Below are 19,100 nucleotides of genomic sequence, written 5' to 3'. Positions count from 1 at the left end.
TCGCCTGCTGGGACATACCCGCAGGTCGACCGTCCGAGACATCTGTCGGCGTGGCCCAATCGGGCCCTTCCGACTGAAGAATCCGACAAGTTCGCCAGACGATTCCGCCGACAAAGCGTCAGGCGCCGCACTCGCATCCCGGCTCGCACGTCGTCCCGTCGCCGTACGGGTTCTCCGCCCGCCGCGCGTTGACCCGCAGCAGGACCTCGTCGGTCAGTCCGTCCACGTACCCGTAGATCACCTTCGGGTACGACTCGACGTCTCCGGCATCCGGGTGCTGCTCGCGGACATGGGCGCCGACCGGCGCCAGGACATCCGCTAGCTCCGTGCCGACGCGGAACGAGGGGCCGAGGTAGGGGCAGAGTTGGCAGGCAAAGGTCACGGTGTTCGCCAGCAGGTCGGCGACGGGCCGCCCCAGGAAGTCGGTAGTCACTTTTGGCCTAACGAGCCGGACCGCCAAAAGATTCGAATCACTCGGTGTCGCTCGGGTGGGTTCCGGTGAGTTCCCACTCCAGCGTCCGCATCGGCTCAACCGTCCGGCGCACGGAGTCGATCATCGCGGCGTTGAACCGGACCCGTCATATGGGTGACTGCTCCGGACCCACCATGAAGGTCTCGCCCTGCACGTGGGGGCCAACGCGTCGAGGGGATGTGACCGCCGCACCGAAGGGTGCAGAAAAAAGTTGAGGCCCGTGTCACATCAGGGCCGATCTGCTTCCCCTCTCTTCGTTGAGGCGGCACGGTGCCGCCTCAATGAGGAGGCACCCATGGGTCCGCACGGGGTCGGCGCGAGTGGGCGGGGGCGAGGATGAACAACGTCCTTCCGCGCACGTCGGAAATCTGGAACTGGCTGGGGATGCTGCTGGAGGCCGGCCTGGCCCGCTTGTGGTGGCTCGGTCTCGCGGCCCTGGTCGTGGTGGTGGTGTGGGGTGCGGTCGCGGTGTGGTGGCGGCGGTGGGCGGTACGGGAGCTGGACGACCGTACGTGCGTGGAGCTGGTGCCGGCGGCCACGTTCGATCCGGAGCTGCCCGAAGTGGGGCGTGTGGCGGGGCGGTTGGCCAGTGTGCGCGCGGCGAGCGGGTTCCTTCCGCGGCGGGCTTCTGCCGTCCGGGTGCGGGTGGCGGCCGGGGACGAGGGGGTTCTGCATTACTGGTGGGAGGGCCCGCAGCGGGGGTCGGGGGTGCTGCGGCTGTCCGGGTACCGGCGGGTGGAGGTCGTCGCCCCGCGTACCCGCGCCGAGCGCAAGCGCCGCGTCCGGTTCGCTGACGCCGCGCCGCTGAAGCGAGGTGGCTCGTGGTGAGCGCCGTCGACCTGGCCAAGCCCTCGGACTTCGCGGAGGTGGAGGAAGAGCGGGAGGCCGGGGGCGGCCGGGGACCGGGCGGGCCGCGCTACGTGGCGCGGGCGGAGCTGGTGCTGTCCGGTCCGGATCACCGTCCGCTGGGTCAGGGCGGGTTGGATCCCGATCCTCTGGAGCATCTGGCGGCGGTCTTCGCCCAGGTGCGGACCGAGGCGGGTGAGGAGGCCGAGCTGGTCGTCGACCTGGTTCCGGTGCGGGGGTCGAAGGTGGCGCGGCGGCGGCGGGTGTTGATGCGGCGTGCTACCCGGCGGGGTCCGTCCGCGTACGGCGAGCAGCTCGGTTCGGGGGGCCGCGGCGGCGTGATGGACGTGCTGCGCGGCGGCTTGGGCGGGGCCGGGGGCCCGGGGGTGGGGCAGGGCCCGGTGCGGGTGCCGCGGCAGAGCGATCTGTCCGAGGGCGTGGGGAAGTTCACCCCCGGCGCGGAGGTGTTCGCCGCTCAGGTGCTGGTGCGGTGTGTGGCGCGGCATCCGCGGCAGGCGCAGGCTCGCCTGCATCAGGTGATGGCGGCGATGGAGGCGTTCAGCGGTGAGAACCGCCTCGTGCCGGTGGGCCCGAAGCGGGGGTTGTGGCGCGGCTACTCGAACGTGTGGTGGCTGCGGCGGGGTTTCGACCGGCGGCTGCAGCGGGGGGACTTCGCGCCGCGCAGGCGGCAGTGGGTGACGTGGCAGGAGATCGCCGGGCTGCTCAAGCCGCCCACCGCCCGCTGCGGCGCCCCGAATGTGGCGCGGTGCGGCGGCGTCGTCCCGCCGGCGCCGGCCGCGCTGCCGACGTGGACCGGGCAGCGCGAGGTGCTGCCGCTGGGCCTGGTGACGGGCCCCGACGGCAACGAGCGCCTGGCCGGGGCCCGTACGGCCGATGTCCTGTTCGGGGCCTTCTACGGCAAGTCTGGCTTCGGGAAGACGGAGATGGGGCTGGTGCAGTGCCTGGCCCGTGCCTACGCCGGTGACGGGTGCTGGTTTCTCGACCCGCACGGCGCGGCGTGGCAGCGGGCCCGCCCCTATCTGGCACACCCGGCGGTCGCCGGGCGGGTGTGGGAGGTCAATCTGGCCCGGCCGGCCATGGACGACCGGATGGCGTGCTGGAACCCGCTGTCGATGGAGGGCCGGGCCGTCGAGGAGGTCCAGGACGTCGTCGGCTCGGTGGTGGGTGCGGTGGCCTCCGCCCACGCCTGGGGGGAGAACGCCACCCGTGCGCGGACGATCCTGTCCAGCGCGGCGCGCACGCTCGCCCACCTCTCGCACCACCTGGTGAGCACCGGGCATCCGCAGCTGCAGCCGACCGTCTTCCAGATCCGCACCCTGCTGGAGGACGAGGAGTGGCGCGAGGCGGTGCTGGCGGTCCTGGATCCGCAGGAGGCGACGTTTTGGCGCCGGTCCTTCCCCGACATGGAAGCCTCCGCGCGCAACCCGGTGACCAACGCCCTTTACCGGATGGACAACTCGCTGTCGCTGAAGGCGTTCCTGGGCTCGCCGCGCTCCGCGTATGACGTGCGGCGGGCGATGGACGAGCGGCAGATCGTGTTCGTGTGCCCGTCGGGCACCGGGGAGAGCGACGATCTGGTCACGGCGCTGCTGCTGTTCGACCTGTTCCGGGCCGGGATGTCGCGGATCGACACCGCGGTGGAGGGCCTGGCGCCGTTTTGGACCTGGGCGGATGAACTGACCGCGGTCGACGGCGCTTCCCACGGCCACATCGCCAAGATCCTGGAGCAGCTGCGCAAGTTCGAGGTGCGCTTCATGGGGATGACGCAGATGGCGATGCGGCTGTCCGCCGAGACCCGGGCCGCCCTCATGCAGAACCAGAGCTTGTTGTCGGCGACGGCCGCGGACTTCGACGAGGCCGGGTTCGTCACCCGGCGCCTGCCCGGGATCGATCCGGAGACGGTGCTGGGCCTGGACAAGTACGAGTACATCCAGTCGGTCATGCTCCGCGGCAGGCGCACCACGCCCTTCCGGGTGCGCGGGGTGCCGGTCGACGAGGTCTTCGCCGACTACCGCAACGAGGCGGGCCTGCCGGCGCTCGATGCGGCGATCGACACGAACCTGGGCCGCCGCACCGTCGGCGAAATCCTCCAGGTCCAGCGCGGCCTCGATGACGCGATCCTCGACCACCTCGTCACCGGCCGGACTTCGAAGCCGCGCCCGGCTGGTGACGAGGGCGGCGACGTGGTCCGCACCCTCCGCCCGTACTGACGACCTGCTTACCGAAAGGAGGCGCCATGCCGCGCCCGCGTTTTTTGGACCTCACGGACCGGGGGCTGTCCACGCTCGGGCAGGAGGTCCTGCCCGTGCTCTACCGCCACCGGCTGCTGACCGCCGGCCAGCTGACGCAGCTCCTGCGTCCGGCAGCGACGTCCACCCGCTACCTGCGCCGGCAGCTGGAGGTCCTGCACGCACGCGGCCTGGTGGACGCGTCGGTGCGCCGCAGCAGCCGCGCCGGTGAACTCCTGTGGTACGTCACCGCGACGGGGTGCGAGGTCGTCGAAGGCGGCGGCGAGCTGACACCGCGGGCCTATCGGATGACCGAGGACGCCGCCGCCAGCCCTCTGCAGGAGCACACCCTGGCGGTCAACACCATGGGGATCGCCTTCGTCGAGCACGCCCGGCGCCTGGGCGACGAGTGCGGGCCGCTGGACTGGGATCCCGAACTCGCCCACCGCGTCCGCGACGGCGACAGCCGGCTGGGCGACGAAGCGTTCCTCGTGCCCGACGCGGTGCTGCGCTACGTCCACACCACCGACGGCGGAGGCGAGCGGCAGCGGATGCTGCTGACGTTCTTCTGCGAGATCGACCGGGCCACGATGAGCATCGCCCGTCTGGCCGCCAAGCTCCACGCCTACGCCCGCTACGCCCGCTACATCCCTCAACCGCCCCCGGGCCGCAGCCGGTCGAAGACAGCGGGCGGCGGGTACCGGCGGGAGGCATGGCGCGCCCGCTACCCGTCCTTCCCTCGGGTCCTGCTCGTGCTGGACGGGGCGTCGGCGGGCCAGTTGGCGAAGCGGGCCGATGATCTGCGGGCCCTGGCGTCCGCGGACGCCCGTCTGCAACCGGCCGCCGCCGACCTCAAGGCGGGCGTCACCACCCTCGACCAGCTGCAGCGGCACGGGCCGTTCGCGCCGATCGTCATGCCCGTTCTCGGTGACGCCGAGCCCACCGATGTCCTGCTGCGTGCACCCGCCGCTACCGCGGCCTGAGCCTGGAGATTCCGTTGTTCCGTTTCCTTCGCCGCATCCGTACTGCACCGGCCGAGCCCACGCTCGCGGTCGTCGACATCACTGCGTTCCCCGACCATCACCAGGACACCTGCGCCAACGTCGTCCGCCTGTCATTGCCGCTGGGCCGCTGGTCACCGAGATGGTCGCCCTGCACACCCACACCCGGCACCTGTCCTGGCTGTCCGAACGCGAGAACCGCCCCGAGGACTACCGGCTGCTGGCCCGCTCGATCGTCCGGCAGGTCCTGGCCGGCTGGCACCACCAGACCGGCGGCCTCGGCACGATGGAAGACCTCCTCGCCGACGACGCCCGCCCCGACCGCGTCCCGGGCCGGGACGATCTTTCGGCGAATTCCGGCCCCTCCGCTGGCTCATCTGATGCTGGAGTCCGTGAACTGGCAGAATCAGTGCCTTGTCAGGGCGCAGCGCCGTGGTGGTCGTGCAGCGGTGAGAACGGCCGGTGACGCGGCGTCGGATCGACTTGCGTCGATCCGACAGATATGGACGCCCCTCCCCAGAAACAAACTTCATGGTTTGCTAATTCGCCTGTAAGGTGCAGGACAAGCCACCCGGATGGCTCATAACCGCCCCACCGGCGGGCACCTGGAACGCAACGACTCACGGACAACACCGGGAAAGCAGCCGGTAGACGGGGAGGGAACCCGATGCGGACCACGCGGACCCGGACGTCGATCCGAAACAGGGTGTGCGCGCTGTTTATCGTCGGCGGCATCGTGCTGACGGCCACCTCGTGCAGCAGTACCTCAGCAGGCACCGGCGTCAAGCCGACGCCCACCAAGACCACTGGCAGCAAGCCATCACCGGTGGAAAGCCTCGACCCTCAGGCGGCCGGCAAGCAGGAAGTGCTCGACAGCTACAGCAAGTTCTGGACGGAGCAGGCCAAGGCATACGCGCATGCCAGCGTCGTCGGCACCGACCTGAAGAAGTACGCAACCGCCGATGCGCTATCCCGGGCTGAGGGCGATATCGCGAGCCTGAAGAGACTCGGCGTGGTCACCGAAGGAAAACCCGAGAGCAGCGCCAAGGTCACCTCCATCACGTTGGAGAAGAAGGTGCCGCAAGCCACCATCACCGACTGCCTGGACATCTCGCACTGGAAGCAGGTCGAGAAGAAGACCGGCAAGGAAGTGGCCCGGGGGAAACAAGCCCTCGGCCGGTACATCACCGTGGTCTCAGCTGAAAAGTGGGGGAAGCAGTGGATGATCCTGAAGGTCGATACGCAGCAGCTCAGCTGCTGAGGCGCACTTTGGCTCTCACTGGCGCCGTCTTTGTCCTCCTGGGGTCAGCTCTCGTCACCACCGCAGTGGCAGCCGACGACGCTCCTGTCGTCGGTAATGGTGACTGTGCCAGCGCCTCGTCGTACTTCTCCGTATGCGCTGCCTCTCCGGGGAAGCCAGGCGGCCCCGGATCCGGACCGTCACGCCCCAGCTCCGTGGCAAGGGAGGGGCACAAGAAGCAAGTGCCCCTCCCTTGCACGACGGCGCCGTTGGACCAGCAGCCGCCTGCGAACAGCAGACTGTGGGCAGGCCACAAGCCGGGCGACGGCGCGGTCTACAGCCGCACATGCGCCTTCGACGCCGCAAGTTCCGCGGGCGGGCTCGGCGCGGCGACCCGCACGTTCTGGGCAGCGAAGTCTCCGCCGGCAAAGGCCGTCGACCCGGCCGTTCTGACGCAGCAGGCTGTGGACCGGATGCGTCTGTCGGGGCCCGAGATCGGCATCGTGCCGAAGCCCGGCGGTTCGGGTCTGGTGGGACTGCCTGTGTGGATGTGGACGGCGAAGACGGCGGAGGCGTACGGGCCGAACTCGGCGTCGGCTACTGCCGGTGCAGTCACGGTCACCGCGACGGCGAAGGTGTCGAAGATCGTGTGGGACATGGGCGATGGCCATACCGTCACCTGCACGACGGCCGGGACGCCGTACAAGCCGTCCTACGGCAACAAGACCTCCCCCGACTGCGGACACCACTACCGCCGTTCATCCAAGGACGAGCCCGGCGACAAGTACCCGGTCACCGCCACCTCGACCTGGACGATCGACTGGAGCGGCGGCGGGCAGAGCGGGCAGCTCACCCAGACCCGCCGCTCCCGCACCCAGGTCACCATCGGCCAGCTCAAGGTCCTCAACTGACGGACCGCACGACGGAAGGTCGGGCGCGTGAAGAACCCCACCCCCCAGATCCCTGCTCCCACCGGCGCGCCGCCGATGCGGCCTGAGACGCCGATCGCGGCCGGTCCTGCGCCCCGGCGCCGCAAGCGCTCCACGCTGGTGCTCGGCGTGCTGGTCACCCTCGTCGGGGTGCTGGGCACCTCGATGCTCGTGCGCAGTGCCGGGGACCGGGTCGATGTGCTGGCGGTGGCCCGGGATGTGCCGGCCGGGCAGCAGATCACAGCCGCGGACCTGACGACCGCGGCGCTGCCCGAGGATCCGGCGATCTCGCCGGTGAAGGCGAGCGAGAAGGACAGCATCATCGGGCGGCGGGCCACAGCGCCGCTGCACCGCGGAGAGCTGCTGGCCGACTCGCAAGTGCACGGAGGCAAGGCACTGCCCGAGGGCCAGGACCTCGTGGCCGTCGAGGTGCAGCGCGGCGCGGCGCCCGCAGATGCGCTCGCCCCCGGTGATCAGGTCAAGGTCGTCTCGACGCCCGGCAAGGACGAGAGCATCTCGAAGGGGGCCGCTCCTGATGAGCTGCGGGCGCAGGTCGTCAAGGTCGGCTCGCCCAACGCGTCCGGTGCGGTGGTCGTGCAGGTCGCTGTTACCTCCGCGGACGGTGCGCAGTTGGCTGCGCGGGCGGCGACGGGGCGGGTGGCCATCGTGCTCGCGGCGAAGGGCTGAGCGGGATGCCGGTGGTGGCGCTGACGTCGGCGCATGCGAGTGGGGTGACGGTGGCGGCGCTGGCGATGGCGTTGTCGGGGCCGCGGCCGTCGCTGCTGGCGGAGGCTGATCCGAAGGGCGGCTCCGTCCGTACGGGCTACGGCATGGGGCAGTGGGGCGGTGAAGTCGGCCTGTGGCATCTGGCGCAGGCCGACCGCGAAGGGGCGTTGGCGGAAGCGTTCGAGGCGCACCTGCGGCGTCTGGATGAGGGCGGCAGTCGGTTGTGGCTGCCGGGGCTGACCGATCCGCTGCAGGCCGCGGCGCTCGCCCAGACCTGGGAGCCGCTGGGACTGCTGCTGCAGGCGATGGACCAGCACGCCGGGTACGACGTGGTCGTCGACGCGGGGCGGGCGGTCATCGAGCCGGGCGGGGTGCATCCGTCGTTGTCTCCGCGCCCGTTGCTGCACCGCGCCGACCTGGTGGTGCTCGTGGTCCGTACGACGCTGACGTCGGTGGCACAGTCGCTTCCCGTCGCCCGAGCGCTGCAGGGGGAACTGGAGGAGCGCGGTACGGGGGCGGACGCCTTGCGGCTGCTGCTGGTGCAGGAGGGAAGTGTGCCGGCCGCGGAGATTCACCGGCGGCTGCAGATACCGGTGGTGGGCACGTTGCCGTGGGAGGAGAAGACCGCGCGGCTGCTCACCCACGGCGCGACCACCCGTCAGAAGCCGGGGTCGATGGCGTTGCTCAAGCGGGCCCGGGAGGCCGCTCGCGCGGTGGGGGTGGATGCCAGTACGCGGCGTCTGCGGATGCAGCTTCCGGCGCCTGCGGTGTCCTCTCCGGTGGTGGCCAGTGTGGTGCAGCGGCTGACCGCTCCGCGCCAGGAGGTGAGGCTCGGTGGCTGACGTCAACGGCTCGGGGGCGGGTTCTCCGTTCTCCGGGATGCTCAAGGACGTCCTCGCGCAGCGGCTGCCCGGCGGGCCCAGCCGGCCCGGGGTGCTTCCTGCGGAGGCCGCGCCGGTGCCGCTGGGCAAGGCGCCGAGGCCGGGACCGGCCGGGCCGTCGGGGGCCGGCTCTCTGGCGGACTTGCCGGGGGTGCTGCCGGTTTCCCGGGCCGTGGTGCGGGAGTTGCAGGACGCGGTCTCGCAGGACCTGGTGGAGCACGAGCGTGGCAGCGAGGCGCGGCTGAGTGCCGAGGACCAGCTGGAGCTGGCCCGCTCTCTGGTCGCCAAGCGGGTCTCGGCCTGGTCGGTCGAGCATGCCCGCAAGGCGGCGCCGCTGAGTCCGGTGCAGTTGGAGACGGTGCGGCAGGCCATCATCAACGCGCTATTCAAGGCCGGGCCCCTGCAGCAGTACCTGGAGGACGCGAGCGTCGAGAACATCGTCGTCGACGGCGACCGGGTGTGGGTGGACTACTTCGACAGGGCCACCCGACGCGTGGATCCTGTGGCGGACGACGACGAGAGCCTGGTCGCGCTCATCAACCGGCTCGCGGTCCGCTCAGGTCACGGTGACCGCATCCTGAACCCGGCCAGCCCGATGGTGAATTTCCGGCTGCCGGACCGCTCCCGGGTCGCGGCGACGCTGTTGACGAGCCGGCCGACCATGGCGATCCGCCGCCACCGGGTGATGAGCGCGTCCCTGGAGGACATGGTCGGGTGGGGCACGCTCTCCCCGGCGATCAGCGCGTTCTTGCAGGGGCTGGTGGCCGCGCGGCAGACGGTGCTGATCGCCGGGGACATGGGGGTGGGCAAGACGTCGCTGCTGCGGGCGCTGGTGCGCAAGGTCGGTCCCGGCGAGCGCATCGTGACGCTGGAGAGCGACCGGGAGCTGTTCTTGGACGAGGACCCGGAAGTGGCCGCGCATGTGCTGGCGATGGAGGAACGCGCCGGCAACGGAGAGGTCGGCGAGGACGGTCGGGAGACCGGGCGGATCACGATCGCCGACATGTATCCGCACACCTTGCGGATGCTCTCCACGCGGGTGGTCGTCGGTGAGGTCCGGTCCACCGAGGTCGTCCCGATGCTGGATGCGATGAGCTCCGGAGGCCGCGGCAGCATGTGCACGCTGCACGCCGCCTATCCGCGGCTGGTCCTGCCACGGCTGGTGCAGTTGTGCCAGGGCGCAGGCATGGACGTCGACTCCACCCACCAGCTCGTCGCCAACGCGGTGAACTTCGTGGTGTTCATCCGGCAGACCGACCAGACGCAGATCGGCGGACGCCGCCACCGCTACGTCTCCGACATTCTCCAGGTCACCCCCGGCGAGGGCGGCCGGCCCGCCTTCAGCCACGTCTTCGCCCCACCCGGCGGGGGCGATCCGCGCGGGGTGCCGCGGGACCTTCCGACGGGCGAGGTGCTGCAGGAGCTCGCCGACGTCGGGTTCGACAAACGCTGGCTGGCCGAGGCGCAGTTCGGGCGCTGGCCGCGGCCGATGGAGCTGGTGCGGCGATGAGTCTGGGACAGCTGGGGATGCTCGGCGCGCTGTGCGGCCTGCTCATGGCCGTCGGCGTCGTGATGTGCGTGCGGTCCTTCAGGCCGCTGCCGGGGCCGGTCCGGGGGCGGGTGCGTCGGGCCTCGGTGTGGCAGCGGGTGTGCGCGTCGCTGCCCGGCGCGTGGGCGGAGCGCTACCGGTGGATCGTCACCCTCGCCGGCGTCGCCATGGTCGGGGTGTGGATCTGGACGGCCCAGCCGGTGCAGGGTCTGCTGGCCGCCGGGGTGATCGCCGGGTTCCCGTGGATCTGGCATCCCTCGGTCACCTCCACCCGCCGCATCGTGCGCCTGGAGGCGCTGGCCCGCTGGCTGCAGCACCTGGCCGGCGCGCACGTCGTCGGGCACACCCTGGAGGCCGCCATCAGCGGCGCCATGCGGCAGGTCCCCGCCGAAATCCACGAACCGGTCCGCACGCTGGAGGCCCGCCTGCGTATGGGCGTCGATGCGGAGACCGCCTACCGCGCGTTCGCCGACGACCTCGGCGACGGCGCCGTCGACAACGTGGTGCTGGTCTTTCTCACTCACATCCGCGACCGTGGCCGCGGCATGGTCGACACCCTGCAGTCCCTGTCCGACCTGACGGCCGAAGAGGCCGCGTCGCTGCGGACCGTGGACGCCGACCGGCAAAAGGTGCGCACGCAGACCCGCTGGGTGGCGATCATCGTGCTGGTCATGGGCTTCACCATGGGCAGCAGCTTCGGCCCCGTCTACAGCACCGCGGGCGGGCAGATGTGGCTGCTGCTCATGGGTGCAGGGTTCGTGGGGGCGCTGGTGTGGCTGCGGCGCCTGTGCGCGGTGCGGTCCTCACCACGGCTCCTGCACCCGAAGCCGGGGCCGGGGCTGGACGAGCAGGGCAAGCAGGCTGGCGCCGCGGCGGCCGGGCAGGGGGGCGTCTGATGATCTCGATGGCGAGTGCCGTGTACGGCGCGATGATCGGCGGCGGCGCGTTCGTGGTGGTCCGGGAGCTGCTGCCCTCCCGTCCGGATCTGGGGTCGGTCCTCGACCGGCTGGAGAACACCACCGCGGCGGCCCTGCCGCCGCAGCAGGGCTCGGGGGCCTCGCGCAGTGCGCGGTGGACCGAGCAGGTCGGCGTACGGGTGCTGGGATCGGCCGGCGCGCGGATCGGCGTCCCGCGCAAGGACCTCGACCTGCTGGGCATCTCCGCGGCCAAGCACGTCGGCGACAAGGTCATCGGCGCGGCCGGGGGGTTCGTGATGCCGCAGATGGCCCTCGCCCTGGCCGCCCTGGCCGGGGTGCACCTGCCGTTCGTGATGCCGCTGTTCGTCTCGGTCATGTTCGGCGCACTCATGTGGGTGTCCGCCGACACCAACGTGCGCGGCAAGGCGAAGAAGTTGCGGCTGGAGTACCGCTACGCGGTGGCCTCGCTGATGGAGCGGGCCCGTCTGCAGCGCGGGGCGCATTCCGGTGCCGAGCGGGCCCTGTACGAGACGGCGGCCGTGGGAGACGGGCCCGTCTACACCCGCATCCGGACGGTGCTGGATCAGGCCCGGCTGTCGGGTACGCCGCCGTGGGATGCGCTCAAGGCGCTGTCCGAGCAGCTGGACGTCCCCGAACTCGCGGGCCCTGCCGATACGTTCGCGCACGCCGGCGGTGAGGGGGCTTCCATCATCGCGGCGCTGGAGACGCAGGCCAAGGCGCTGCGCAAGCGGCTGCAGACCGATGTCCAGGCCGAGGCCAACGCCGACTCGGAGAAGAGCGTGGTGCCGGGAACGGTGCTGTTCGTCGTGCTGTTCGCCACCCTCGGTTTCCCGCTCTTCCAGACCCTCATCAGCACCTGACACCCACCACCGTCACCGATCACCGTTTCGTCCGCATAAGGGGGACTTCCTGTGAAACACACCGCCCGCACCCTGCGCACTCTGCGCTCGCGGCTGGCCGACCGCTGGCTGACCTGCGTGGCCCGCATGACCGGGGCACGCAGCGACGCCGGCCTGGAGACGCTGGAGAAACTCATCATCGGCGCGGTCCTCATCGTCGCCGCCACCGCCTTCGGTGTCGCCTTCAACGGCAAGTTCGACTCGCTGATGAACACCTTCAAGAGCTCGTTCTGAGATGTGGCGACGAGGGGGGCAGCGGTGGCGTGCCCGGTGCACGAGCGTGGGCGCGGGCGGGCGGGGCGATGAGGGGATGGGGACGCTGGAGTTCACCATCATCGCCCCGGCCGTCATGCTGATCCTGTGCGCCGGGCTGCAGTTGGGCATGTGGTATCTGGCGCAGGAGGCGGCGCTGACCGCCGCCCGCAAGGCGGCCACGGCCGGCGCCGCCTATCAGGCGCGGCCCGGCGACGGCGCCGACCGTGCCCGCACCTGGCTCGCCGGCGTCCACCTCATCAAGGGCACCGTCGTCTCGACGGCCGGATCGAGTGCGGACCGGGTGCGGGTGACGGTCACCGGCAGCAGCCTGTCGCTGGTGCCCGGCTGGACGCCGCAGGTCACCAAGAGCGCGGAAGTCCCGGTCGAGCGCTGGGATGTGGAGGCGGGGCTGTGACGACGATGCTGCGCGCCCGGGGGCTGTGGTGGCGGGATGACCGGGGCACCTACACCCTGGAGACGGTCATCTGCGTGACGTTCCTGCTGCCGTTCTTGGGGCTGCTCGCCGCCTACGGCCTGGCCGGCCTCTTCGACTCCAGCGTCGACAACGCCGCCAACTCCGCGGCCCGCGCCGCCTCGCAGGCCGCCGACGCGGACACCGCCCAGGCCCGCGGACATGCCGCCGCGCACGCCTCGCTGCGCCAGGACGACCGCAACTGCACCAGCAGCAGCGTCCGGATCGACACCGGCGCGTTCAACGCACCGCCCGGCCAGGCCGCGAGCGTGAGCGCCACCGTCACCTGCACCATCCCGCTCTCCCAGCTGACGGTGCCGGGGCTGCCCGGCTCCAAGACGCTCACCGCCACCGCCACCAGTGCGCTGGACCAGTACGCCGACCGCGCGGAGTGACATGCGCCCCCACCTGACCGCACTGCGCACCCTGGCCCGCCGCCGCCCTGCGGATCCTGAGCGGGGCTCGGCCACCCTCTTCTGGCTGATGGTCGGGGTGGTCTTCATCGGCCTGCTGGCCCTGGTCGTCGACGGCGGCGGCCAGCTCAAGGCGTCCGCGCACGCCGACGACGTCGCCAATGCCGCGGCGCGGGCGGGCGGTCAGCAGAGCGACGCCGGCCAGGCCATCCCCGGCGGGCCGGTCGTCGTCGACCCCGACGCCGCCGCCTCCGTCGCCCGCTCCTTCCTCCGCACCGCCGGCGTCGAGGGCACCGTCACCGTCGCCGGCGGCGGCACGCGCCTGGAGGTGACCGTTGCCGACACCTACCACTGCCTGCTGCTCACCGGTGCCGGCTTGACCACTCTGCCCGTCACCGGGCACGGAAGTGCCCAGCTCGTCCACCAGGTCGGAGACTGACATGCCTCTCCCCCACGCCCCCGCACGCCGCCCCTGGCCGCTCGCCCTGGTCCGCGCCGCCGGCAGCCTGGCCGCCCTGGCCGCCCTCGTCGCCGGACTGCCGCTGGCGCTGCTGCGCATCGGCACGCTGCCCGCCGGCCTGCCGACGGCCGGTCAGGTCGGGGACGCGCTGATGGCGCCGGATGACGGCGGGCAGGTCCTGTTCACCGCCCTCACCCTGGTGTGCTGGGTGCTGTGGGCGTGGTTCGTCGCCTCCCTGCTGGTGGAGGCCGCCGCCCTGCTGCGCCGCCGCGCCGCGCCGCGCGTGCGGGGTCTTGCCGCACCGCAGCGCCTGGCCGCGGTCCTGCTCGGCGGCCTGCTGGCCATCCCCTCGGCGACCGCGCTGGCCGCAACCCCCGCCACCGCCGTCAGCCACACCGCCACCGCCACGCCCGGCCCCGCGACGCCTCACGTCCCCGCGCAGCAGCGGGCCGCCCACACTGGGCCCCGGCACGTGGTCGGCGCGACCGGGGAGACGGTGTGGGACCTGGCCGAGCAATACCTCGGCGACGGGCGGCGCCACAGCGAACTGCGCGCCCTCAACCCCCACCTGCCGCACAGCGCGACGCTGCCCGCCGGAACCGTCGTCAACCTCCCTGCCAGCACGCACGTCCGCACCGAACTCGCCGCAGCCACCCCCGCCTCCGCCGAAACGGCCCCCGAGGCGGGAACGGGCGAGGCGCAGGCCGCGACGTACACGGTGGCCGCCGGGGACTCCCTGTCCGCCATCGCCGGCAAGAAACTCGGCGACGCCGACCGCTGGCCCGACCTCTACGCCGCGAACAAGGACACCGTCCACGACCCCGACCTGATCTACCCGGGCGAACACCTCACCCTCCCCCCGCAGGCCAACCCCGCCCCGCCCCACCACGAGAGCGACGCGCACGACCCCAAGAAGGCACACTCACACGAGAGTTCCGGCCCCGACGGCGACACCGCGCCGCCCCCGCACGAGCACCACGGGCAGGACCCGGACGGTGCGGGGGACAAGGCCGCGACGGAGGCGTCCGGCGGGCAGAGCGGAGAACAGCACGCGCCGTCGTCGGCACCGCCCGCCGAGGGGCCCGCGGCGGGCCCGGACGCGGCGCCGTCTGCTGCCGCGCCCTCGCCGAAGCCGGCAACGCCCGCGCCGGGCACGCCGGTCGGCGCCGCTTCCGCGCGGCAGGCGGTCAGCCCCGCCACGATCGCCACGATCGCCGCGATCGGCGGCGGCGTCCTGGCCGCCGCCCTGCTCTCCGCCCTGGCCACCCGGCGGATCCTGCAACAGCGCCGCCGCCACCGCGGACACCGCATCGCCCTGCCCCAGGACGAGGCCGCCGCCACCGAGCAGGACCTGCGCACCGCCGAGGCCGCCCTGGACACCACCATGCTCGACGGGGCCCTGCGCACCGCCGCGGTCCACCTCGCCGCGACCGGACGGGAACTGCCCCCGCTGTCCGCCGCGGTGATCGGCCCGAGCGACATCGTGCTGCACCTGACCGCGCCCGCCGACCCCGTGCCGCCCTTCACCGCCGATACCCCGCAGCGCTGGAGCTGCCCCACGCGCGGCGCCGGCCTGCTGCCGACAGGGCAGTGCGACGACGTGGAGGCGCCCTACCCGGCGCTGGTGTCGCTGGGGTGGGACGAGCGCGGGCATCTGGTCCTGGTCGACCTGGAGGCCGTCGGACATCTGCACCTGACGGGGCCCGACCGGCACCGTGTCCTGCGGACGATCGCTCTGGAACTGGCCGCCAGCGAATTCGCCGACCACCTCACCGTCGTCCCCGTCGGCCAGGTGGCTCCCGGGCTGCAGGAGGAGATGCCCGAGCGGGTCAGCGCCTGCGCCGGCCTGACCGAGGCCCTCGGCGCCCTGCGGGTGCACCACGCCGAGCAGCAGCGTGCCCTGGCCGTGCTGGAGGCGGGGAGCATGCACCGGGCGCGGACCGGGGTGGACACCGCAGCCGCGTGGAGCACGCACGTCGTCCTCGCCGGCAACCTCGACACCCCGGACAGCCAGAAGGACCTGGTGGCGGTGCGGCAGGTGATCGACGCTCAGCCGCGGTCCGCGACCGCCCTGGTGACCACGGGCGACGAGAGCGACGTGCCCGAGGGGGCGCAGGTGGTCTGTGCCGATGTCGCCGCGGGACCGGTCGCGTGGGTGCTGCCCGGCACCGCGGTGGAGGTGTTGTGCAGCGTCCAGTCCCTCAGCGACGAGCACTACGCCCAGGCGCTGGAGGTGCTGGCGACCACCCGCGCCGACGACGTCGCGGCCCCGCAGTCCGCCGCCACGGCGCCGCGGGCCGTCCCCGACCTCCCCCCGGCCCTCGCAGACAACTGTGCGCCGACAACGGACCACGCGGCGGCGACGGAGCCGGCGGGCCCGGCCCAGGTGCCCGGTCTCCTCGCGCAGTTCGCCGTCTACGACGACGCCCCCGACTCCACGGCCGCCCAGGCCGAGGCGCCCCTGCCGGCGGCGCAGGCGCCCGGCGGGCCTGCCGCGCAGGCGCCGTCTCCTGCCGCACCGGAACCGGAGACAACGCCCCCCGAGGGCGGCGGTGTCCCGGCAGTTCCCGCCCCGCCCGACCTCACCGAGAACCCGCCGTCCGCCGCGCCCGTACCCGTGTCTGTGCCGGAAGGCGGGGACGAGGACGCCTACGGCGCGCACCCGGCGGTGCTGGTGCTGGGGCCCGTCGATGTCGACGGCGCGAGGGGCACCGTCGAGAACAAGCGGCGCCGCACCAGCATCGAGCTGGCCGCCTGGCTGGTGCTGCACCCCGGCCTTGACCACCACGCCCTCGACGAAGCGATGTGGCCCGGCCGGGAGGCCACCTTGAAGTACCGCAACGCCACCGTCAGCCGCCTGCGGACATGGCTGGGCACCGACGACGACGGCAACCCGTACCTGCCGCGCATCGCCACCTCCAGCGACGCCCGCTACGCCATGGCCCCCACCGTCGCCTGCGACTGGCACCGCTTCCAGCACCTCACCCACACCGCCGCCACCCCCGGCCCACACGCAGCCGGGCACCTGCGGGCCGCGCTCGGCCTGGTGCGGGGCCGGCCCTTCTCCAGCGTCGACCGCCGCCGCTACGCCTGGGCCGAGCACATGGCCCAGGACATGATCTCCGCGATCGTGGACGCCGCCGCCGACCTGGCCGAGCACTGCCTCGCCGCCCGGGATCCCCGCGGTGCGCTGTGGGCGGCGACCAAGGGCCTGGACGCGGCCCCGGAAATGGAGAACCTCTACCGCGTCCTGTTCCGCGCGTATGCCGCGCTCGGCGACCACACGGGGCTGGAGCGGGCCGCCGAACGGCTGGACCGCCTCAACATGGAACTCGGCGTCGACATGGAGGAAGCCACCGCCGCCATCCTGTCCCAGCTGAGCAAGTCCGCCTGATGCACCTGCTCCTGGCCGCCCTGGCCGGCCTTGTGGCCGGCGCCGCGCTGCGGCCGGCCGTCGTCGCGCTCGCCATCCCCGCCGCGGACCCGGCCGCCGTCACCTGCCCCGGCTGCGCCCCGCCGGCCCGCGGGGCGACATGGTGCCGGCGAGCGGTGCTGCCGGCGCCCGGTGGCCGCTGCCCGGCCTGGCTCGCCGAGGTCACCACAGCGGCGGCCTTCGCCGCCGTCGCGGCCGGCGGCGCGACCGGCTGGTACGGCGCCGCCCAGTACTGGATCGCCCTGCTGGGCTCCGCGCTGCTCCTGATCGACAGCGCCGTCCACCGGCTCCCGGACGCGCTGACGCTTCCGGCCGCCGTCGGCACGCTCGCACTGCTGACCCTCGCCGCCTCCCGGGGCGAACACGGCAGCCTGCCACGCGCCCTGGCCGTCGCCACCGCAGCCGGAGCCCTGTTCGTCCTCTTCGCACTCGGCGGAATGGGGCTCGGCGACGCGAAACTGGCGGTGTCGCTGGGCGCGTTGCTCGGGTGGCACAGCTGGCAGGCCGCCATACTCGCGCTCGTCCTGAGCTACCTCCTGGGCGCCATGGTGGCGGTCGTCCTGCTCATCCGGCGGCGGCACCGCAAAAGCACCCTGGCCTTCGGCCCCTTCCTCATCGTCGGGACGCTGGCAGCCGGGCTGCTCACCGGAGGATGAACCGCGCAGTCCGGCTTCGCCACGGAGAGGCCGAGAGCGGTTGCCGGACGGCGTGGCACTGCCCGCGCGAGCCGATCAGCGGCGGATACCCGGCGGCAGCCCGGATACCCGAACCCTTACCCACGCCACGTACCCACAGGTGAAGGCAGGTTCGGCGACAACCGCGGGTGGCAGTGGCGGCTGAACCCGACCGCTGCGACCTGCGACGCCACGGAGGATTACAGAGCCTGGGCACCCACGGCCGGGCTGCACGACACGCTCGACGTCCAGCTCGACGGCGCTCGGTGCGGGACAGCCGCTCGAAACAGCGCGTTGTTACCGGGCTTGGCCTTCGGCAGCGGGGCTCGGACCGGCGCCGAGCGGGCGGCGAACGGTGTGCAGTGCCTGCTCCGGTGCCCAGCGAACAGGAGTCTTGGGTTCGGCGGCAGCTCGCTCTGCGACGGTGCGTCCTCTCTCTCGGGCCTCCGTGGAGGTGGGGCGGGGGCCGGTGCCGAGCGGGCGGCGTGGAGTACTCACGGTCTCAGTCTCCCAGGACCGTGGTGCCAAGGACTCCCTCGGCCCTCAGCTGATCCAGGTCAGGAAGCTGCAACTGACTCAAGGGCCCCGTATGCAGGTCCGCCTGAGTGGCTTTCACGCGGCGGCGGGGTTCAGTGGTCGACATCAGCGCCGGTGCCGTCGTCAGGGGCGTCTGCGGGCCGGGGCCGAGCGGACGGCGGGGGGTGCTCACCTCGTGAGTCTAGGGTCATCCGTCAGGGCGTCTTGCGGGGGTGGAGGAGCAGCGGCTTGCCGCCAGCGGCGGCGAGCATCCGGCGGACGGTCTCGGGATGCCAGCGGTCGCCGCGCTTCGGGCAGATGCGTGGGTCTTGCCCAATTGGGCAAGAATGATCTTGTTCAACAACGGGTCCGGACCGCGCACGACTGGCCGGACGGCAGCTTCTCGGAACGGTCCAGTACCCGCCGGTGAATACCGCGTCGACGCACGGACACACCGTCAGGGCGGCTTGGCGGAGGCGGACTCGTCGAAGAGGCCGGGGCGTAAAGGAAGCGGTCGCCGAGCGCGAGCGGAAAAGGCTTCCATCAGCTCCAGCGCCTGCGTGGTCCGGTGCTCCGCAGGCGCCGGCTGCACCGGACCGTCAGCCGCCCGCCTCAGGGAACGCTGGAGCCAATCCGGGACTCCGCGCGCTGGCTGGCCTGGATGCGGAGGTGGCGCTCGCGACGTGCGCCGTCGACCAGGGTGGTGTCCCCCACCAAGAGCCAGGTGCGCCAGTACGCGGCTCCGCCGTGGTTCTCTCCCATGCAGGAGCAGGTGCAGTCGTCGCCCTGCGCCTCCTGGCAGCGGGTGTCGCATCGCTCGGTGGCCGCGAACTGCAGGTACACGTCGACTTCGCCGAACCGCTCGGCGAGCGCGCCGGTGAGGACGCACAGGTGCGGCCGGGCGATCTCCCACCGCCCGGCCGGCTTGTTCCACTCCGGACGGACCCGCGCGCCCAGCTCTTCAAGAATCCAGCGGCGGTTGGATCCTCCCTGGTACGGCATCCAGACCCATAACCGCTGCTCGCCGACATTGCGGCGCACCCATGGTCGAGCCACGGCGACCACCCCCTAGAGCATCTTTGTCATCGAGCTGGGATTTCGTCAGATGGCCGGGCCGCAGCAACTTCTTCCGGCCCAGGCCGGCGCC

19 protein-coding genes are annotated in these 19,100 nt (G+C 72.4%); 17 read left to right on the top strand and 2 right to left on the bottom strand.

Going from position 1 to position 19,100, the window contains the following annotated elements; all coding sequences use genetic code 11:
* Nucleotides 1–118: 118 nt before the first annotated feature.
* On the bottom strand, nt 119–433 hold the full coding sequence (locus tag LIU39_RS23970; RefSeq protein ID WP_227048931.1) for a hypothetical protein: 315 nt from the start codon (nt 431–433) through the stop codon (nt 119–121).
* A 375-nt stretch (nt 434–808) separates the two neighbouring features.
* Here LIU39_RS23970 and LIU39_RS23965 point away from each other — a divergent pair, with 375 nt between their 5' ends.
* The 17 genes from LIU39_RS23965 (at nt 809) to LIU39_RS23885 (ending at nt 17,419) form a co-directional block, all read left to right on the top strand.
* Entirely contained in the window at nt 809–1,300 is a 492-nt protein-coding gene (locus LIU39_RS23965) for a hypothetical protein (RefSeq protein ID WP_227048930.1), read from the top strand.
* Nucleotides 1,297–3,549, top strand: coding sequence for a type IV secretory system conjugative DNA transfer family protein (locus LIU39_RS23960; RefSeq protein WP_227048929.1), 2,253 nt, complete (start codon nt 1,297–1,299; stop codon nt 3,547–3,549). Before LIU39_RS23965 ends, LIU39_RS23960 begins: the two co-directional genes overlap by 4 nt.
* A gap of 26 nt (nt 3,550–3,575) precedes the next feature.
* Entirely contained in the window at nt 3,576–4,550 is a 975-nt protein-coding gene (locus tag LIU39_RS23955; RefSeq protein WP_227048928.1) for a replication-relaxation family protein, read from the top strand.
* A gap of 160 nt (nt 4,551–4,710) precedes the next feature.
* A complete protein-coding gene (locus LIU39_RS23950) occupies nt 4,711–5,034 on the top strand; it encodes a hypothetical protein (RefSeq protein ID WP_227048927.1) in 324 nt (107 codons plus the stop codon).
* A gap of 201 nt (nt 5,035–5,235) precedes the next feature.
* The gene (locus tag LIU39_RS23945; RefSeq protein WP_227048926.1) at nt 5,236–5,829 is read left to right on the top strand and encodes a hypothetical protein; all 594 of its coding nucleotides are present in this window, start codon (nt 5,236–5,238) and stop codon (nt 5,827–5,829) included.
* Between the two features lie 248 nt (nt 5,830–6,077).
* Nucleotides 6,078–6,719 (top strand): ATP/GTP-binding protein, encoded by a 642-nt coding sequence (locus LIU39_RS23940; RefSeq protein ID WP_227048925.1) that lies wholly within the window; start codon nt 6,078–6,080, stop codon nt 6,717–6,719.
* Nucleotides 6,720–6,746: 27 nt separating this feature from the next.
* On the top strand, nt 6,747–7,424 hold the full coding sequence (locus tag LIU39_RS23935; RefSeq protein WP_227048924.1) for an SAF domain-containing protein: 678 nt from the start codon (nt 6,747–6,749) through the stop codon (nt 7,422–7,424).
* Between the two features lie 5 nt (nt 7,425–7,429).
* Nucleotides 7,430–8,305, top strand: coding sequence for a CpaE/TadZ family protein (locus tag LIU39_RS23930; RefSeq protein WP_227048923.1), 876 nt, complete (start codon nt 7,430–7,432; stop codon nt 8,303–8,305).
* A complete protein-coding gene (locus LIU39_RS23925) occupies nt 8,298–9,854 on the top strand; it encodes a TadA family conjugal transfer-associated ATPase (RefSeq protein ID WP_227048922.1) in 1,557 nt (518 codons plus the stop codon). Before LIU39_RS23930 ends, LIU39_RS23925 begins: the two co-directional genes overlap by 8 nt.
* Nucleotides 9,851–10,789, top strand: a complete 939-nt coding sequence (locus tag LIU39_RS23920; protein WP_227048921.1) for a type II secretion system F family protein — start codon at nt 9,851–9,853, stop codon at nt 10,787–10,789. The genes LIU39_RS23925 and LIU39_RS23920 overlap by 4 nt, the downstream gene beginning before the upstream one ends.
* Nucleotides 10,790–10,797: 8 nt before the next feature.
* Entirely contained in the window at nt 10,798–11,691 is an 894-nt protein-coding gene (locus tag LIU39_RS23915) for a type II secretion system F family protein (RefSeq protein WP_227048920.1), read from the top strand.
* Between the two features lie 51 nt (nt 11,692–11,742).
* Nucleotides 11,743–11,964 (top strand): hypothetical protein, encoded by a 222-nt coding sequence (locus LIU39_RS23910; protein WP_227048919.1) that lies wholly within the window; start codon nt 11,743–11,745, stop codon nt 11,962–11,964.
* A gap of 76 nt (nt 11,965–12,040) precedes the next feature.
* Nucleotides 12,041–12,400: a TadE family protein gene (locus LIU39_RS23905; RefSeq protein WP_264483175.1), complete on the top strand. Its 360-nt coding sequence runs from the start codon at nt 12,041–12,043 to the stop codon at nt 12,398–12,400.
* Between the two features lie 5 nt (nt 12,401–12,405).
* Nucleotides 12,406–12,852, top strand: a complete 447-nt coding sequence (locus tag LIU39_RS23900) for a hypothetical protein (protein WP_227048944.1) — start codon at nt 12,406–12,408, stop codon at nt 12,850–12,852.
* A gap of 1 nt (nt 12,853) precedes the next feature.
* Nucleotides 12,854–13,309, top strand: coding sequence for a TadE/TadG family type IV pilus assembly protein (locus LIU39_RS23895; protein ID WP_227048917.1), 456 nt, complete (start codon nt 12,854–12,856; stop codon nt 13,307–13,309).
* 1 nt (nt 13,310) lies between these two features.
* Nucleotides 13,311–16,724: a LysM peptidoglycan-binding domain-containing protein gene (locus LIU39_RS23890; RefSeq protein ID WP_227048916.1), complete on the top strand. Its 3,414-nt coding sequence runs from the start codon at nt 13,311–13,313 to the stop codon at nt 16,722–16,724.
* A complete protein-coding gene (locus LIU39_RS23885) occupies nt 16,724–17,419 on the top strand; it encodes a prepilin peptidase (protein ID WP_227048915.1) in 696 nt (231 codons plus the stop codon). The genes LIU39_RS23890 and LIU39_RS23885 overlap by 1 nt, the downstream gene beginning before the upstream one ends.
* A gap of 1,146 nt (nt 17,420–18,565) precedes the next feature.
* Here the strand turns inward: LIU39_RS23885 and LIU39_RS23880 are convergent.
* Nucleotides 18,566–19,009 (bottom strand): hypothetical protein, encoded by a 444-nt coding sequence (locus tag LIU39_RS23880; RefSeq protein WP_227048914.1) that lies wholly within the window; start codon nt 19,007–19,009, stop codon nt 18,566–18,568.
* Between the last annotated feature and the right edge of the window lie 91 nt (nt 19,010–19,100).

This window comes from Streptomyces pinistramenti, from assembly GCF_020564935.1.
Taxonomy (GTDB): domain Bacteria; phylum Actinomycetota; class Actinomycetes; order Streptomycetales; family Streptomycetaceae; genus Streptomyces; species Streptomyces pinistramenti.
Note: the sequence above shows the minus strand (reverse complement) of the source record. Positions and strands in the feature narration are given on the sequence as shown.

Coding starts and splice junctions, on each gene's coding strand:
- LIU39_RS23965 (WP_227048930.1), top strand. CDS start 809: ATGAACAACGTCCTTCCGCGCACGTCGGAAATCTGGAACTGGCTGGGG.
- LIU39_RS23955 (WP_227048928.1), top strand. CDS start 3,576: ATGCCGCGCCCGCGTTTTTTGGACCTCACGGACCGGGGGCTGTCCACG.
- LIU39_RS23945 (WP_227048926.1), top strand. CDS start 5,236: ATGCGGACCACGCGGACCCGGACGTCGATCCGAAACAGGGTGTGCGCG.
- LIU39_RS23900 (WP_227048944.1), top strand. CDS start 12,406: ATGCTGCGCGCCCGGGGGCTGTGGTGGCGGGATGACCGGGGCACCTAC.
- LIU39_RS23905 (WP_264483175.1), top strand. CDS start 12,041: ATGGGGACGCTGGAGTTCACCATCATCGCCCCGGCCGTCATGCTGATC.
- LIU39_RS23885 (WP_227048915.1), top strand. CDS start 16,724: ATGCACCTGCTCCTGGCCGCCCTGGCCGGCCTTGTGGCCGGCGCCGCG.
- LIU39_RS23890 (WP_227048916.1), top strand. CDS start 13,311: ATGCCTCTCCCCCACGCCCCCGCACGCCGCCCCTGGCCGCTCGCCCTG.
- LIU39_RS23950 (WP_227048927.1), top strand. CDS start 4,711: ATGGTCGCCCTGCACACCCACACCCGGCACCTGTCCTGGCTGTCCGAA.
- LIU39_RS23915 (WP_227048920.1), top strand. CDS start 10,798: ATGGCGAGTGCCGTGTACGGCGCGATGATCGGCGGCGGCGCGTTCGTG.
- LIU39_RS23895 (WP_227048917.1), top strand. CDS start 12,854: ATGCGCCCCCACCTGACCGCACTGCGCACCCTGGCCCGCCGCCGCCCT.
- LIU39_RS23920 (WP_227048921.1), top strand. CDS start 9,851: ATGAGTCTGGGACAGCTGGGGATGCTCGGCGCGCTGTGCGGCCTGCTC.
- LIU39_RS23930 (WP_227048923.1), top strand. CDS start 7,430: ATGCCGGTGGTGGCGCTGACGTCGGCGCATGCGAGTGGGGTGACGGTG.